Source organism: Streptomyces sp. JLYT201 (genome assembly GCF_059448825.1).
Map to the genome: position 1 here is coordinate 152,337 of NZ_CM182551.1, position 15,565 is coordinate 167,901.

Here is a 15,565-nt window from a genome sequence, read left to right on the forward strand (position 1 = left end):
GAACCCGACGATCCGTTACGGAGATGGCATGACCGTGCTGCGCGACGCCGACCTTGCGGCCGCGTTCGACCGCGCCTGCCGCAGCTACGACACGCTGGTGGCGGCCAACCCCGGCTACCGTGCCCAGCTGCGCCGCTCCGTGCGGCGCCTGGGGCCGGCGCGGGCCGGCGCGGGGCTGCGCGTGCTGGACCTCGGCTGCGGCACGGGCGCCTCGACGGCGGCCCTGGCCGCGGTGCTTCCCGGCGCGGACCTCACGGCCGTCGGCGCCTGGGCCGGCATGCTGCGCCGCGCCGCCCGCCGGCCGTTGCACCGGCCCGTGCGGTTCGTGCACGCCCCGGTGGAACGCCTGGCCGAGGCCGGCGTGCACGGCCCCTTCGACGCGGTCTTCGCCGCCTGCCTGCTGCGCAACACGGCCGGCCCGGACGCCGTGCTCGCCCGCACCCTGGACCTGCTCGCCCCGCACGGCCGCCTGGCGGTGCACGAGTACGCGCTGAGCGGGAGAGCGGCCCACCGGGCGGTGTGGAGCGCGGTGTGCGCCACGCTCATCCTGCCGGCCGCCACGCTGCTGGGCCAGGGGCCGCTCTGCCGGCACCTGTGGCGCAGCGTCGTCACCTTCGACACCGCGGGACACCTCGCGCAGCGCATGCGGCGAGCCGGTTTCGAGCGGGTGCGCGTGCTGCCCCTGCCGGGCTGGCACACCGGCATCGCCCACACCTTCCTCGCCCGCCGCCCGGCACCCGGCTCCCAGGAGGCGGCCCGATGACCGCAGGCCCGCGCCACCGCCCCTGCCGCCCGGGCCGCGACCGGCAGGCGCAGCTGCTGCCCGCCGCGCCCGGCGCCCTGCGCGCGCAGCGCAACGCAGCGCCGCGCGCGGCGGTCGTCGGCGGCGGCATCGCCGGTCTCACCGCGGCCACCGCCCTGGCCGAACGCGGGGTGCGCGTCACGCTGTACGAACGCCAGGCGCAGCTGGGCGGCCGGGTCGCCGGATGGCCCACGCGCCTGGCCGACGGCACGAGCGTGACGATGAGCCGCGGCTTCCACGCCTTCTTCCGGCAGTACTACAACCTGCGGGCCCTGCTGCGCCGCACCGACCCCCTGCTGTCCAACCTCGTTGCTCTGCCCGACTATCCCCTGCGCCACAGCAGCGGCAGGCAGGACGGCTTTAGGCACGTGCCGCGCACCCCGCCGCTGAGCGCGCTCGGGTTCGTGGCCCTGAGCGAGTCCTTTGCTGCGCGCGACCTGAGGCGGATGCGGCCGCGGGCGGCCCTGCCCCTGCTGGATGTGCGCGTGCCCGAGGTGTACGCACGGCTGGACCGCGTCAGCGCCCACGACTTCCTGGAAGCGATCAACTTCCCCGCCGCGGCCCGGCATCTGGCCTTCGAGGTGTTCTCCCGCAGCTTCTTCGCCGACCCCCGTGAGCTGTCGGCCGCGGAGATGGCGTTGATGTTCCACGTGTACTTCCTCGGCTCGTCCGAGGGCCTGCTGTTCGACGTGCCCGGGGAACCCTTCCCGCAGGCCCTGTGGGACCCGGTGGCCGAGCGCCTGGGACGGCTGCGCGCCCGCGTGCGCACCCGCACCGCCGTGCACGCAGTGTCGGCCCTTGCCGCGGGCGGCTTCACGGTGAGCGCCGCCAGCGGCGAGGAGCCCTACGACGCGGTGGTGCTCGCCCTGGACCCGGCGGGCCTGCGCTCCGTGGTGTCCCGCTCCCCGGGCCTGGGGGACGAGCGGTGGCGCGAGCAGGTGGCCGGGCTGCGCACCGCGCCGCCCTTTGTGGTGTCGCGCCTGTGGCTCGATGCCCCCGTGCGCGCCGACCGGCCCGGCTTCCTGGGCACCAGCGGATTCGGGGCGCTGGACAACGTCAGCGTGCTCGAGCGCTGGGAGGGCGAGGCCGCGCGCTGGGCCGCCCGCACCGGCGGCTCGGTCGTGGAGCTGCACGCCTACGCGCTGCCCGAACACGCCGACCGGGCCACGACGCACAAGGAGCTCCAGAGCCAACTGCACCGCCTCTACCCGGAGACGAGCCGCTGCCGGGTCATCGACGCACGGCACGAATGGCGGGCCGACTGCCCGCTGTTCCCCCTGGGCGGCCACGCCGAGCGCCCGACGGTGGACACACCCGCCCCCGGCCTGGTCCTCGCGGGCGACGTGGTCCGCACCGATCTGCCCGTCGCCCTGATGGAGCGGGCGGCCACCAGCGGCTTCCTGGCCGCCAACACGCTGCTGCGGCGCTGGGGGCTGCGGGGGCACGCCCTGTGGACGGTGCCCGACCGCGGCCGCTGCGCCGTCCTGCGGTGGGCGGCCCGGCGGGCTGGGCGCTGAGCGCGGGCCTGCGCTCAGCCGCGCTCACCGGCCTGCTTGCCCCCCCCGGGGGCCGAGCAGGCCGCTGCCCCGGAGGCGGGTTGGCGTTCTCCAGGGCGGGCAGGCGGGCGGGCCACACCCAGGACCAGGAGCGCCAGCACGGCGCGCACCGGCGGGACCGCACGGAGCCGGGCCTCCACGCAACTCCTCCCGCCCCAGGCGGCGCACCGGCAGGAGCAAGGAGCGCGCCAGGCGCAGGCCGCCGAGGGCGGGGCCCAGCTCCTGCCCCACCTCGTGCAGCCGTATCCAGGCGGCGCCGCCGCCTGCGGCGAAGGCGTCCGGAAACGCTGCGGTCGCCTCCAGGCGGCGGTCGAGCACCGCGCAGCTGCCGCCGGTGCGCGGGCGCGCCAGGACCTGGGGGGGTGTGGGGGGGCGTGGGCCCGGCGCGGTCCGTGGTCCTCCAGGCGCGGCCGGGCCAGGGGGCCGCGGCCAGCGGGGAGAAGGAGCTGGAGAGGCCGTTGACGAAGTCGGGGTCCACGCCCCGGTCGTGGCGCACCGCGCCTCCCGGGCCGGGCCCCGCCTCCAGCACCCCGCGCTCCCCCGGCGTCGGCGAGAAGGCCGGCGGCCACGAGCCCGTTGGGCCCGGCGCCGATCACCACGGCGTCAGGCACGGCCGGGCCCGCTCCCGCCGCCCGGCACGGTCGTGGCCGGGCTCGCGGTCTGCGGCGGGCCGCCGCGGTCACGTGCGCCTGGCCCGCCCTCTTCGCACAGCCGGGCCAGGCGGCCGAGCATCGCGCGGTGGCGCAGCTGGATCAGGGCCTCGAACCCGGCGTTGTGCAGGCGTCCTCCCGCGCCCCGCAGCGGATGCTCGTCCAAGGTCACCAGGCAGTGTTCGCCCCAGGCACGCAGGTCCAGGGCGATGCGGGCCGTTCCCAGCGGCCCGGCGTGCGCCTCCAGCTCCAGCGTGGAGCCCTCCTGGCACCGGCGGACCACTGTCTCGTTGGCCAGCCGCAGGGGTCCCAGGCGGATCTCGTAGGCGAGGGCCGCGCCCTGCCCGGGCCACTGGCCGCGCACCGGGCGGGACCGGGCCGTGCCCACGACCCACTGCGCGTACCGGGTGCCGTCCGCGAGCACGGCCCACACCTCGGCCGGCGGCTTCCTGATCAGACGGTGGCGCACCGCCACGAGGACCTCCCACAGTCGTGCCCGCTGCCGGGGACCAACCCTGGTGCGCCGGCGCGCCTCCCGGGGCGCGGGGGGCTTGGTCCTCAGGCCGCCCCGGCGGGGGCCGGGGCCTGGTGCGGCCGGGTGCCGCTGCGCGTGCGCGGACGATGCGGGGTACACGCAGCGCATCCGCCCGCCCGCCCCCCCGGCCCGTGAGGACAAGCGCGACGGGCAGCGCCCCGGCCCGCCCCGCCCTCGCTGCCGGCCCGGTGCGGCCGGGCAGGTCGTGGGCGGTGTGCGTGCTGACCGGCGTGGCCGTGAGGGCCGCCGTCGACGCGACCGTCTTGCGTCAGCTCCTGCACTGCCGCCCCTTTGTACGACCGCCCCGCCCTGGGCATTGGTTTGCTGCCCGAGGGCCTGCCGCCCACCGGTGAACTCCCTTGCCTGGCCGCCGGGTTCGTCTTCTGCGCAGACCTTGCGGCGCCGCGGTGCGCCGGCTCCCGCCCACGCCCGGGCAGGCTTCTTCCTGGGGCTCGGCGCCTTCCCCGCCCCGGGGGGGGCAGGGTGCCCGTTTATGCGGCGGGGGTGAGTTCGGCGCGGCCGAACAGCAGCGCGTAGCCGCAGGGGAGCCGGTGCAGGATGCGGGTGATCAGGTCGCCGGCACAGGCCGCGGCGGCGGCGAGGACGGAGCCGGTGTCCCAGCGGGTGGCAGCGAGGGAGGCGCCGGTGCGGGCGGCGAGGTCCGTGACGAAGGCCCAGCCCGTCAGCGGCCGGGGGGCGGGGATCTGCGCCGTCAGGACGCGGGCGGCCTCCCGGGGCAGCCGGGCGGCCAGGCCGGCGCGTTCGTCGCCGGTCAGCCGACGTCCCAGCCCTGAGAGGACCAGGCGGACGGCTTCCTCGGCCCGTTCGCGGGTGGAACAGGCGCTTTCGTAGCGGACCTTGTCCAGCATCTGCTCCTGCGCCGCCCCGGAGGGCTGCTGGTGCTCGAGCGGTGCGCGCACGCCGGTGTTCACTGCGGTGGGTGCCTTTCGTGGAGCCAGGGCGGGGCAGCGCCGACAAGGGGGCACCCGGGCAGGGGTCAGGTGGGCTGGGGGCGGCCGAAGAGGAGGTCGTAACCGGCGGGGAGCTGGAGCAGGATCTCTTGGAGGAGGTCGTCGCCGGCGGTGTCGGCGGCCGTGGACAGCACCGCGCTGACGTCCCAGGTCGCGGTCTGCTCGGTGGCGCCCTCGATCCAGGCCGCGGTCGCTCGCACGAACCGCTCCGGCGAGAGCGGTTCAGCGCTCTGGAGCGGGTTGAGCAGGATCAGGGCGAAGTCCTCCGGCAGGCGTGCCGCGAGATGGGCACGGACGTCGCCGACCAGGTGCGCGCCGAGCAGGGCGAGCACCACGCGGGCGGCGCGCTCGGCTTCCTTGGTGGTGGCGTACTCGCCGCGTTCCTTCACACGGTCGAGGAACGCCTCACGTCGCAGAGTCATCTCGGCCACTGCCCCTTTGGTCTTCGCACGGCCCGCGCGGGGTGCGGAGGGCGGGATGAAGGGGGAGGTCGGGCACCCTCCGCACCATGTCCGGGCGGCTGTCAGCCGGAGATCTCCTTGCGGGCGGAGCCGACGCCGATGGAGACCTTGCGGGGCTTGGCGCGCTCGGCGATCGGGATGCGCAGGGTGAGCACGCCCGCGTCGTAGTCGGCCTGGATGTGCTCGGTGTCCAGGGTGTCGGCGAGCACGATCTGGCGGGAGAAGACACCCAGCGGCCGCTCGGACAGCTCCACCTTCACGTCCTCGGCCTTGGCCACGGGGCGGCGCTCGGCCTTGACGGTCAGCATGTTCCGCTCGACGTCGATGTCGATCGCCTCCGCGCTCACGCCGGGGAGGTCGAAGGCCACCACGTACTCCTCGCCCTCGCGGTAGGCGTCCATCGGCATCACCGAGGGCTTGGACCAGGTGCCCGGGCCGATCAGCGTCTGGGCCAGCCGGTCCAGCTCGCGGAAGGGGTCAGTGCGCATCAACATCGTGACAACACCTCCAGCAGGTTCGAGCAGTTGCTGCCAATGCGCTGCACTGACACCGTTGTAACATGTCATCCAATGGATGACAACCATCATGTCGTCGACATGATGACAAGCGGGGGGTGGCCGATGGCCCCGGCCGGCCAGTAGGCACCGGCCAGTCCCGGCACCCCGGCCCCGGCCTCCTTGCCTGCCGCCGCGGCAGCCCTTCACGCCCTCGACGATGCCCTGCAGACCGCCCGGCACCAGGACCCCGGCACCAGCCCCCAGGACCTCGCCCCGCAGCAGGCCCTGGCCTCCCCGATGCTGCTGCGCCCGGCAGGCGAGCAGCTCGCCGGCCGGGAGACCGGACTGACCGAAACCGCCCGCGACGCGGGCGCCAGCCGGGCCGGCCTCGCCGCTCCCCTGGGGGCCGCCAGCCGGGCCGGCCGCCGAACGCCGCTACCTGCGCGGCCGCCCCGGCCCCGCGGGCACCACCGGCGAGCAGCGCGTGACAGCCACCCGCGAGCGCCGCGCCGCCGAACGCGCCACCACCGCCTGGGCCCGCACCACCACCGTCGGCCTGCGCCGCCTCGCCGGGCAGATCACCGCCCTCACCGGCCTGCCCCCCCCCCCGCGGCCCGCACCCCGCTCAGTCAGCTCCACGCGGCCCTCGCCCACGACGGCCCCGCTGCCTCATCCACCCCCTGTATGCCACCCGCCCCCACCTCGCCGCCCGGCCCGGGGCCCTGACCAACCCCGCCACGGTGGGCGGCGTTCCCGAGCGGGCTGCCTCCCTGCGGTGCCGTCGCCGCCCCAGTGCCCGTTGCGGCGGGCGTCGTGCATCCGCCCTGGGCGCCAAGGTGTCGGCCCGGAGCGTGCGGCCCTGGTGGCCGGCGATGACGGTGGCCTTCATGGTGCCGCGCTTCTTCTTGCCGGAGGCGAACGCCCGCCGCGGCAGACGGCGGGCGGAGCCGGACCTCGGCGGCGGCCGGCCGCAGCTGAACACCCTCGGCCCGGGCATAGACGGACACGTCCTCCAGGGCCGCGGCCGCACGCCGGGCCGGTCCGCGATGGCGTACCCCCACTCGGCCAGCAGCCGGAGTACCTCACCGACCGCGCGGGCGACGGCAGAGCGGCCCACCCCGCAGAGCAGCGCCAAGACCACGCACGGAAGGCCGTGACGCACATGGATCAGCACGGCCACCAGCCGATCCACGAACACCAACCGATGCCGGGCGCCAGCCCCCGGCGCCCGCTTCCCCGACCCGCCCCGTGCCTGGTACCGGCCTCCTTCGGGCCTCGACCGAGGAGCAGAGCGCGCCGACCAGGGCTGCGCTCGCGCGGCGACTGCTGCCGTCACGGTGACGCTGCTCCGGGCCGTGGCCGCACAGGCCGCTGCCGACCGCTGAGCAGCGCCTCCCCGAACCATTTCCGGCAGTCAGTGCAAACCGGCTGATCCGCCGGGTGGCGCATAGGTGAAAGGGGGTCCCTATCCCCGCATCGGAAATTGCTTACAAGCCCAATTTCGGCGCTTAAACGGAACTGGTGCGTGGCAGAATGTTCGGCACGGCGGCGAGTGGGACTGCTAAATCGCCGCCACCTCGTTCCACGGAACGCTTCGAGTGGAAAGGCAGGAGAAAATGCCCCTTGTCTCCGATGTTGACGTCACGGCAAAGGATGCGGGTGACGGGATCGAAAACCCTGGGGAGCGGAAGGGATTTATGGTCCCGACGTACGTTCCGACGATCGAAGAAACTGTCACTGCCAGTGGTGGGCACTGCCAGGGAGGCTGTGCGAGTGCTTCCGGGGTCACTGAAATCCGATAGCGAGGAATCCATAGGGTGCGTGTAAGGCGCGAAGACCTTCGCGTTCCCGATGCTCAGGCCGACCTCTATCTGGTCGGTCTGGGTATCGGCGGACTCGAGCGCAGGACCGTGGAGGCGGACGAGGTGCTGCAGCGGGCGGATGTGATTCTTCACCACACCGCCTTCGGTCCCGATCTGCGGCATATGTACCAGGCGAAGGTGGTGGACCTGGAAGCTGCCTATGCGGGCGGCCCCAGTCCGATGGAGGCCTACCGTGCCATGGCGGACCAGGTTCTCCAGGCGGTCCGGGATGGCGAGGGAAGCTCCGTGTGCTTCCTGACGTACGGGCATCCTCTGTATCTGGTTGACTCGGCGTGGATCCTGATGGAGGCTGCCGGATCCGAAGGCATATCGGTGAAGGCGCTCCCTGCGACTTCATTCCTGGACGCGATCCTAGTGGACCTGGGGGCCAGGTTCGACTTCGGCGTTCAGGTCTACGATGCAAATATGTTCTATGCGCATGGCGTTGAGCCGGATATTCGCTTCCCTGTAATTCTGGCGCAATTCGGGAGCTTTGGTATTCGGCGGCTCCGGCAGTCCGGAGATATGTACGGCCGCATGTCTCCGCTCACTCGCAGGCTTCAGGAAGTCTACCCGCCCGCCCGCGCTGTTGCGGCGATTCTTTCCTCCTGGCGGCCGGACATGGCCCCGCAGATCAGCCATACGACGATCAGGGACCTCGACTCCCTGATTTCCAGCAGCCACAGCGGTACGACTCTGTTCATCGGGGGGAGCGAACCATGGGCGAACGCCCAACAGGATTGGATGAAGCTGAGGTAGCTCCGTTCGCGTTCTGGGGTGTGACGGTCGACGTCCACCTCCAGCATCCCGAGGATCGCGACCATGTCCGCTACTACTTCCAGGACTACCTGCGGCCTCCCGGCGCTCTTCCGGACCTTTCGATCGCCCTGCTGCCCGCCGAGGGGCGATTCGTCGGGGGAGCCGCTGACGTCCGCAAGGACATCCACATCCAAAGGGCCGGAAGCTCCTGGCAGCTTTACGAGAGCTACGTGGGAGAGCCTGCCCGGCCGACGCCGTTCCCGCCGTTCCTGCTCACTCCTTTGAACTCCCTCGTCCGACCTGTGCACGCGAGCGCAGTGGCCTCCCCGTGGGATCCCTCCCGAGCCGTCCTGCTGCACGGCCCCTCCAAGGCCGGCAAGTCGTCCGTCCTGCTCGAGCTGACCCGGCTGGGTTGGCACTTCGTCTGCGACGACACCGCGCTGCTGCACGACGAACGCACCGTCTTCTCCTACACCCGGCCCATCGGGGTCAGGGAGTCGACTCTGGAGACCCACCCCGGACTGCGCGCGCACCTCGCCCACGCTCCCCGTTTCACCACGCCGACCGGGACCACCTGGGCCGTCCACCCGAACCTCCTGCCGGCCAAGCGCTCCCCAGCCGCGACCGACTGGGCCTGGACGGTAATTCTGCGTCCGTCTCCCACCTACTGCGTCACGCGTCTGGCGGAAACCCGTTGGCAGATCGAACTGGACTCAAGACAGGACATCCGGCGAGCCGCCGCGGACATCATCACGGAACTTGCCGGAGCCCCTTCATGACCCAGAACCTGTACTTCGACTTCTACGGGGTGACCACCCGCCTACGGGTGGCCCCGGCTGACGTCGACGAGGCCCTGTTCTACTTCCGCGACCAGCAGGTGGCGCCGCCTCCTGCACGGGAACCTGACGTGGTGGTGACCCTGAGCTGCCCCGAATGGCCCGAGCGCGGCTTCTTCACCAGCCTGCTCCGCAAGGACAACCTGACCAAGCGCATCGAAGTCGACCGGCGCACCGACTGCGCCTGGACCCGGGTGGCCGATCACACGTTCACGGGCTGGTCCGGCATACCGTCCCCGCTGCCGCCTTTCCGCTACTCCGACCTGTGGATGACCACCGCGGTCGGCCCGGGAACCTGTCTGCAGATGTCCGACGGCCAGGGAGTGCTCATCACCGGGGCCAATTATGTCGGCAAGACCTCGACCTCCCTGGTGCTGTGTCGACGCGGTGCGCGCCTGGTGAGCGACAGCCTTGCCGTGCTCGACCTGACCACCGGTCTGTTCCGCCGGCACGACAGCCCGCTCGGTTTCCGCAGGGGAAGCCGTCGGCACCACCTCGACAAGATCACAGACGGTGCGCACCGCGAAACCGTGTCCCCGGACACCGGACTGGTGCTCCTGGTGCCTCCCGCGGAATTCCTGGGCGCCCCCAACCTGGCGACGGCCAACGTCGGCCGAATCGTGCGCCTCGAGCGCCGCGTATCACCCGCTGCGCCCTTCACCACGGACACGGACCTGTCTCTCTGGTTCTCCGGCGCTCACCGACAGGAGATCGCCCGGCGCCTCCCCGAGGCCACCGTTGTCGTGCCCATACCGGAGGAGGCCTCGCCTCCTCAGATCGCAGACCTTCTCGAAAGCGCCCTATGAGTGACCTGTTGACCGCTGACGCCGTCTCCAAGACCTACGCCGACGCCTCCCCTCCAGCCCTGTCCGACGTCTCGTTGCGCATCGGAGAAGGAGAAGTCGTTGCTCTGCTCGGACACAACGGCGCGGGGAAGTCGACCCTGTTCGAGATCGTGTGCGGTCTTCAGCGGGCCGACTCGGGGAGGGTGATCCGCTCGGTGGGACCGGCCGAGTTCGGCTGGTGCCCACAGCGGGAGATCATCGACTGGTCGTTGACCGTCCGTCAGAACGTCGAGATGGGTCTGGCATTCCGCCGCGGCACCCTGCACCGCGTGCGCGTCCTGACGGAAGAGGTCTGCCAGGTGGTCGGCCTCGAGCGCTTCCTGGACCGGCAGGTGCAAACGCTGTCCGGCGGGGAACTGCGCCGCTGCCAGATCGCCCGAGCCATCGTCGGCCGACCTCGGCTGATGGTCCTCGACGAGCCGACCACCGGCTTGGACCCCGACGCTGTCGCGCAGGTCTTCGACTACTTCCGCGACAGCGCCAAGGAGGGATCCACCGTCCTGGTCAGCACCCACGACACCTCGCGCTTCGCCGAACACTGCACACGCGTGCTGGCCCTCAGCGCGGGCCGTCTGCTCGCCGACCAGCCAGTGCGGGCCTTCTTGGCCCCCGTAGGCGAGTCCAACGACCTGTGGGAGGGCTACCGGCACCTCATCCGTCAGCCCTCCACCCCGCCCGAGCCCCCCTCGCCCGAGGCGGCGCAACCATGAGCACCCTGAAGCCGCCCCCGCGCGCCCGCCGTCTCGCCCGCCCTCTGATCGCGGTCCGCTTCCACTGGCTCTCCCTGTGGAACTGGCGACAGGTCTACTACGGCCGGATCATCGAGCCGATCGCCTACCTGCTCTTCCTCGCCGCCGGTATCGGCGGAGCAGTTGCCTCCGGACACCACCAGAGCCTGGGTGACTACCTCGCGTTCGTCACCCCCGGCATGCTCGCGATGCTTGCCTTCCGCTCGGGTACCGCCGCCGTCTCCGATGTTGCCAACGACCGCAAATGGGGCGTCTTCGCCTTCTACACCCTGCACGGAGGCGGCTCCGCCGGATACCTGTCGAGCATCGTCACGATCCTCGGCACGGTCTTCCTCGCCCAACTCGCGCTGGTCCTCGCCCTCGCCGCCGCACTGGGAGGCCTCGACGGCGTTCCGGCGCGGCACCTGACGGCCACGGTGCTGACTGCGCTCCTCGTCGACGCCGGCTGGATCGCCGCAGGAGGAGCCGTCGCTGCCCGGGTGCAGTCGTACGCCGCCCGAGACCTTCTGCTGACCCTGACCACCCTGCCACTCGTCCTGGCGGCGCCGCTGTTCTACCCCCTGGACTCCGCACCGCACTACCTGCGTGCCCTGGCCCATGCCGACCCGCTCACCTATCAGGTCGCCTGGCTGCGCGGCACCTGGTCAGGCGATCCCTCCGGCCTGCTCTGGGCGGCCCTCTGGGCGGCAATCGCCACGGCCGTAGCCGTGCCGATGCTGACCCGGGCCGACCGCGTCACCCGGGAAAGGTGACCGATCCAGGTGCGTGAATACCACCACGATCCAGTTGCAGCCGGTGCCATCACATCCTGGGACTTGGAACCGAGGGTGGCAGCGAGTGCTCGCTGACCTGCCGGACAGTGGGGCCGGCCGGTGCCCGGAGAATTCCACACCACAGCAGGATCACAAGAACCCGCCGCCGGCCGCCGGCGGCACGGCGTCTCGTACTTCGCCGCAGACGACTCCTTGATCAACTGACGGCTCTCCGCCGCCGGGAAGCGAGGAGCCGTGCGAAGCCGTGGGCCGGCCCCCGCACAGCAGCACCCGCCTTCTGCCGACTCGCTCCTGCCGAATCTGCCCGGCCTTTCCTCCAGACAGGCTCCTTTGGCGGCAGCAAGCGCAGTTCCAGTGACCCGTTCCCCCCGGTGAGGGCCCGGTGCCCGCCGGGCAGTGGGGGCGGCTCTCGGTGGCTGTGACTGCACCGGAGCTTCCCGGGCTCAGGCGTTGACGCGAGGCTGCTTCTGCCGCTCGTTGCCGTATCCGGGCGGGCAGGCCCGCACACCGTCCCGGGCCTGCGCCGGGCCCGCCCTGAGCGCACACCCCCCTCACGCCTCACATGCGCAGCCCGCTTTGCCACCCCCGGCGCCGCCGGGGCGCGCCGCAGGCGGCGAGGAGACGAACGGGCCGCGGCAGGCCCGCCCTTGAGCGGGACACGCCGGGCCGGGCATGGCATACCTTGCGCAGGGCAAGAGAATCCCAGAACCCGGCAGTCCCGCTTGCTGATCGGAGGCCCGTCGTGCTCGCCACCGCTGCCCACGCGCCCGCGCCCGTCGCCGACCAGGTACGGGAGCTCCAGGAACAGGTGGAACAGCTCAAACAGGCCGTGCGCTCGCACGCGGTCATCGACCAGGCCATCGGCGTCGTCCTCACCGTCGGACAACTGACACCCCAGGAGGCCTGGGACATCCTGCGCGAGATGTCCATGCGCAGCAACACCAAGCTGCGCACCGTGGCCGAGCACCTGCTGGCCTGGGCCCAGACGGGCGACCTGCCCGCAATCCTGCGGGCCGAACTGGCCCGCCAGCTCACCCTGCGCGACGCCGATGGTGCGACAGTGTCCCGCACGGCACGGCAGCCGGGCCGGACACGGGGCACTCATGCCACAGGCCTCTCAAGCACCGCCCACGGGGAGTTCTCCCGCGTCCTGCCGGGTGCTTGAGGCAGGAACGGGCCCCGCCCCACAGGCAGGCGGCGCCCCGTGGCGGGGCCCGTGCAGACTCACCGGCACCAGCGCAGCCTGCCCGCCCCGACACGGCACCGCATCCACACGGAACGCTCACCCCACCCAGCGTCGCGCGAACCCCGCGACGAGGAAGACCCCTTTCCGGGGAAACCGACAGAGCACCGGACAGCACTGATGCACCCGGCGTGCCCCCACCCCGCCGCCCGGCCCGCGACACGCGCCGCCCCCTTGCCGGCGGGCATCACGGCATGCGCGGGGCATGCCCTGCGGCCCTGCCGGGCAGCCGGCGGCCGGCCATGCGGGCTTCGTGAGCGAGGTGCGCCTACGCCTTGAGTGACGCCGCCCCCGGCCCCGCCCACACCTGAACGGCCCGCATTCCCCCAGGGGTTGCAGATCCCGCGCGGGTGACCTGGCCGGCGGGCGCTGAGCGGACAGACCACGACACCTCCCAGCGGCGGTCCGGCTATGGCTCCGCCGCGGGCCTGCCCGGCAGCCCCCTGATACGACAGGGCCACCCAGCCCGGCCGGCCTGCTTGCCCGGGCTTTGCGTGCAGGCACTTCAGGAGTTCATCCGGGGCAGGCAGCACGTCGCAGCCGGTGCCGGCGCCCCGGGCGCCCTCTCCACCGCGCCTGGCAGTCAGCGGGCACATGGCCGGCACGGCATAGGGCACGGAGCCGCTGCCCCCCGCGCCCTCCTCCAGCAGGGCTCCAGCAGGGCCCCGGCCTCCCCGGCCCCCGAAACAGCCCCGGGCTTCACCGGCCTCCCCGGCCCCCGAAACAGCCCCGGGCTTCACCCCTGGCCCGCGCCGGCGCAGCGGCCCCAGCCGGCCCATGACCATGGCTCCTGGCCAGGGCTGCCGGCCCCGGCCCCACCCCGAGCTGCCCTCGCCGCCCCTGGCCCGCCCTGCCCGGCCCCGGCAGGGGTCCGCTGGAAGCCCTTGGAGAAGGAGACCTTGACGATGCCGCAGGCGCTGCCCCCCTTCCCCTGTCGAGCGGGGGCGGAGGATCGCAGGACCGGACAGACCACCGTCCTGCTCCTCAGCAGAGGGGGACGGGTGCGCAGCCGTTCCACGTCTTCAGCGCCTTCAGCGTCTTCAGCTTCTTCGGTGTCTTCGGTGCGGTCCGGGCCTGCTCGGCCGGCGGGCAGGAGCCCTTCCGCACCCCGTGTGATCCACCGCCTGGCGCGGGCATGACGCGGGCGCGCGGGGAGACCCGGGGCGTGCGGCTCCCCCTGCCGCAGCCGCGAACCGGAGGTAGTGATGCGAGCACTGACCTGGCACGGCAAGCGCGACGTGCGCGTCGAGACCGTTCCCGACCCGGTGATCAAAGAGCCGGCCGACATCGTCATACGCACGACGTCCACCGGGATCTGCGGCTCCGACCTGCATCTGTACGAAGTCCTCGGGCCCTACCTCGACCCCGGTGACATCCTGGGCCACGAACCGATGGGCATCGTCGAGGAGGTGGGGGCCGACGTCACGGAGGTAGCGGTCGGCGACCGTGTCGTCGTGCCCTTCAACGTCAGCTGCGGCCACTGCTACATGTGCGGTCTGGGGCTGCATTCGCAGTGCGAGACCACACAGGTCACCGAGCGCGGAACGGGCGCCGCGCTGTTCGGGTACACCAAGCTCTACGGCCAGGTCCCCGGCGGCCAGGCACAGTTCCTGCGGGTCCCCTTCGGCAACACGCTGCCCATCAAGGTTCCGCACGGCCCGCCCGATGACCGCTACGTCTACCTCTCCGACGTCCTGCCCACCGCCTGGCAGGCCGTCCAGTACGCCGGCATCCCGCCCGGCGGCAGCGTCACCGTCCTGGGCCTCGGACCGATCGGCGCCATGGCCGCCCGCATCGCACTGCACCAGGGCGCGAGCCTGGTCATCGGCGTCGACCTCGTACCGGACCGGCTGACCAGGGCAAGCCGGGACGGCGTCAAAGCCCTTGACCTGCGCCGGCACAGCAAGGACCTCGGTGACAGCATCCGCGACCAGACACAGGGCCGGGGCACCGACGCCGTGATCGACGCGGTGGGCATGGAAGCACACGGCGCGCCAGTGGCCAAGGCCGCGCAGTGGGGCGTGGGCCTGCTGCCCGACGCACTGGCGGAAAAACTCATGGAACGCCTCGGCATCGACCGGCTCGGCGCCCTCTACGCCGCCATCGACATCGTGCGCCGCGGCGGCACCATCTCCCTCAGCGGCGTCTACGGCGGAGCCGCCGACCCCCTGCCACTGCTGACCCTGTTCGACAAACAGATCCAGCTGCGCATGGGACAAGCCAACGTCAAACACTGGGTGAGCGACATCCTGCCGCTGCTCACCGACGAGGACCCCCTCGGCGTGGACAGCTTCGCCACCCACCACATCCCCCTGGAAGACGGCCCACAGGCCTACCGGACATTCCAGACCAAGAAAGACGGAATGATCAAAACGCTCCTGCAGCCCTGACACCCGCACCCGCCCGGCCCGCCCCACGACCAGGCAAGACCGCCAGAGACGCCGCGCACCGCACCCCACACGCCAGCCGGCCAGCCCCACGCAGCCACCCGACGGCCCGGCAGCCCGGCAGCCCGGCGGCCGGGCGGCCCGGCGGGGCTGGCCGCCGCCGAACTCCACGCCCGAGCACCGCCCCGCCCAAGACGAGCGCCGCCTTGGCCAAGACGAGCGCCGCCTTGGCCAAGACGAGCGCCGCCTTGGCCAAGAGGAGCGGATCACGGGCAGCTGCCCCCAAGACCCAGGACCGGTGACAGGGAGCTGACGCCTTCCTGTGTCCTGCCCTGACGCGCGGCGTGTTCCCCACCGGCCCGGCCCGGCGCAGCACCCGCGGCCCGGGGGGGCGGTGGCCTGGCAGCGGCGCCCCGCACGGTCCCGCTCACCGATCGCAAGCAGCCGGGCGCCGCGGGCCGGGACGCGCCAGCACCGGTCCGGCCCGGGCGTCTTCGCTCACGCCCTGGCCACCGCGGTCTGGTGCAGCTACGGTGCCGCACCCGCCCTGCACTGCGCCTGCACAGCACCGCGCACCGTCAGGGCCTGCGCAGCCCGCACGGCGCGGATCCGGGCGCAGAAGGCCGTACACAAGCTCCA

The 15,565-nt window shown here is 72.7% G+C and carries 13 protein-coding genes and 3 pseudogenes; 10 read left to right on the plus strand and 6 right to left on the minus strand.

Translation table 11 applies throughout. The annotated features are described in order from the left end of the window. Positions 1-28 precede the first annotated feature (28 nt). Together AC5WAM_RS00670 and AC5WAM_RS00675 are read left to right on the plus strand one after the other, a co-directional pair. The gene (locus AC5WAM_RS00670) at positions 29-763 is read left to right on the plus strand and encodes a class I SAM-dependent DNA methyltransferase (RefSeq protein WP_495521109.1); all 735 of its coding nucleotides are present in this window, start codon (positions 29-31) and stop codon (positions 761-763) included. After that, the gene (locus AC5WAM_RS00675; protein WP_495521110.1) at positions 760-2,319 is read left to right on the plus strand and encodes an FAD-dependent oxidoreductase; all 1,560 of its coding nucleotides are present in this window, start codon (positions 760-762) and stop codon (positions 2,317-2,319) included. The genes AC5WAM_RS00670 and AC5WAM_RS00675 overlap by 4 nt, the downstream gene beginning before the upstream one ends. A 174-nt stretch (positions 2,320-2,493) precedes the next feature. Here the strand turns inward: AC5WAM_RS00675 and AC5WAM_RS00680 are convergent. The 5 genes and pseudogenes from AC5WAM_RS00680 to AC5WAM_RS00700 form a co-directional block, all read right to left on the minus strand. Then, positions 2,494-2,969 (minus strand): annotated as a pseudogene (locus tag AC5WAM_RS00680) (NAD(P)/FAD-dependent oxidoreductase); the annotation flags it as partial. After that, positions 2,962-3,483: an SRPBCC family protein gene (locus AC5WAM_RS00685; RefSeq protein ID WP_495521111.1), complete on the minus strand. Its 522-nt coding sequence runs from the start codon at positions 3,481-3,483 to the stop codon at positions 2,962-2,964. The pseudogene AC5WAM_RS00680 and the gene AC5WAM_RS00685, both read right to left, overlap by 8 nt. Positions 3,484-4,034: 551 nt before the next feature. Then, on the minus strand, positions 4,035-4,475 hold the full coding sequence (locus AC5WAM_RS00690) for a DUF2267 domain-containing protein (protein WP_495521112.1): 441 nt from the start codon (positions 4,473-4,475) through the stop codon (positions 4,035-4,037). 65 nt (positions 4,476-4,540) lie between these two features. After that, positions 4,541-4,936, minus strand: a complete 396-nt coding sequence (locus tag AC5WAM_RS00695; protein WP_495521113.1) for a DUF2267 domain-containing protein — start codon at positions 4,934-4,936, stop codon at positions 4,541-4,543. Between the two features lie 101 nt (positions 4,937-5,037). Next, positions 5,038-5,469, minus strand: a complete 432-nt coding sequence (locus AC5WAM_RS00700) for an Hsp20/alpha crystallin family protein (protein ID WP_495521114.1) — start codon at positions 5,467-5,469, stop codon at positions 5,038-5,040. 183 nt (positions 5,470-5,652) lie between these two features. Here AC5WAM_RS00700 and AC5WAM_RS00705 point away from each other — a divergent pair. Beyond that, positions 5,653-6,188: pseudogene (locus tag AC5WAM_RS00705) on the plus strand (type III effector protein); the annotation flags it as partial. Between the two features lie 91 nt (positions 6,189-6,279). Here AC5WAM_RS00705 and AC5WAM_RS00710 read toward each other — a convergent pair. After that, a pseudogene (locus AC5WAM_RS00710) lies at positions 6,280-6,877 on the minus strand (transposase family protein); the annotation flags it as partial. A gap of 412 nt (positions 6,878-7,289) precedes the next feature. Here AC5WAM_RS00710 and AC5WAM_RS00715 point away from each other — a divergent pair. From AC5WAM_RS00715 to AC5WAM_RS00745, 7 genes are all read left to right on the plus strand, one after another. Beyond that, positions 7,290-8,093 carry an SAM-dependent methyltransferase gene (locus tag AC5WAM_RS00715; protein ID WP_495521115.1) on the plus strand — a complete coding sequence of 268 codons (804 nt, stop codon included), beginning with the start codon at positions 7,290-7,292 and terminating at the stop codon, positions 8,091-8,093. Further along, complete coding sequence (locus AC5WAM_RS00720; protein ID WP_495521116.1) at positions 8,054-8,872, plus strand: hypothetical protein; 819 nt, start codon at positions 8,054-8,056, stop codon at positions 8,870-8,872. The genes AC5WAM_RS00715 and AC5WAM_RS00720 overlap by 40 nt, the downstream gene beginning before the upstream one ends. Then, positions 8,869-9,735: a hypothetical protein gene (locus AC5WAM_RS00725; RefSeq protein WP_495521009.1), complete on the plus strand. Its 867-nt coding sequence runs from the start codon at positions 8,869-8,871 to the stop codon at positions 9,733-9,735. Before AC5WAM_RS00720 ends, AC5WAM_RS00725 begins: the two co-directional genes overlap by 4 nt. A gap of 8 nt (positions 9,736-9,743) precedes the next feature. Beyond that, positions 9,744-10,484, plus strand: a complete 741-nt coding sequence (locus tag AC5WAM_RS00730) for an ABC transporter ATP-binding protein (protein ID WP_495521008.1) — start codon at positions 9,744-9,746, stop codon at positions 10,482-10,484. Next, positions 10,481-11,275 carry an ABC transporter permease gene (locus AC5WAM_RS00735; RefSeq protein WP_495521007.1) on the plus strand — a complete coding sequence of 265 codons (795 nt, stop codon included), beginning with the start codon at positions 10,481-10,483 and terminating at the stop codon, positions 11,273-11,275. Before AC5WAM_RS00730 ends, AC5WAM_RS00735 begins: the two co-directional genes overlap by 4 nt. Positions 11,276-12,038: 763 nt before the next feature. After that, a complete protein-coding gene (locus AC5WAM_RS00740) occupies positions 12,039-12,461 on the plus strand; it encodes an ANTAR domain-containing protein (protein WP_495521006.1) in 423 nt (140 codons plus the stop codon). A gap of 1,283 nt (positions 12,462-13,744) precedes the next feature. Then, positions 13,745-14,929, plus strand: coding sequence for an alcohol dehydrogenase catalytic domain-containing protein (locus tag AC5WAM_RS00745; protein WP_495521005.1), 1,185 nt, complete (start codon positions 13,745-13,747; stop codon positions 14,927-14,929). The last annotated feature ends 636 nt before the right edge of the window (positions 14,930-15,565 follow it).

Coding starts and splice junctions, on each gene's coding strand:
- AC5WAM_RS00695 (WP_495521113.1), bottom strand. CDS start 4,936: ATGACTCTGCGACGTGAGGCGTTCCTCGACCGTGTGAAGGAACGCGGC.
- AC5WAM_RS00670 (WP_495521109.1), top strand. CDS start 29: ATGACCGTGCTGCGCGACGCCGACCTTGCGGCCGCGTTCGACCGCGCC.
- AC5WAM_RS00720 (WP_495521116.1), top strand. CDS start 8,054: ATGGGCGAACGCCCAACAGGATTGGATGAAGCTGAGGTAGCTCCGTTC.
- AC5WAM_RS00700 (WP_495521114.1), bottom strand. CDS start 5,469: ATGTTGATGCGCACTGACCCCTTCCGCGAGCTGGACCGGCTGGCCCAG.
- AC5WAM_RS00675 (WP_495521110.1), top strand. CDS start 760: ATGACCGCAGGCCCGCGCCACCGCCCCTGCCGCCCGGGCCGCGACCGG.
- AC5WAM_RS00725 (WP_495521009.1), top strand. CDS start 8,869: ATGACCCAGAACCTGTACTTCGACTTCTACGGGGTGACCACCCGCCTA.
- AC5WAM_RS00735 (WP_495521007.1), top strand. CDS start 10,481: ATGAGCACCCTGAAGCCGCCCCCGCGCGCCCGCCGTCTCGCCCGCCCT.
- AC5WAM_RS00745 (WP_495521005.1), top strand. CDS start 13,745: ATGCGAGCACTGACCTGGCACGGCAAGCGCGACGTGCGCGTCGAGACC.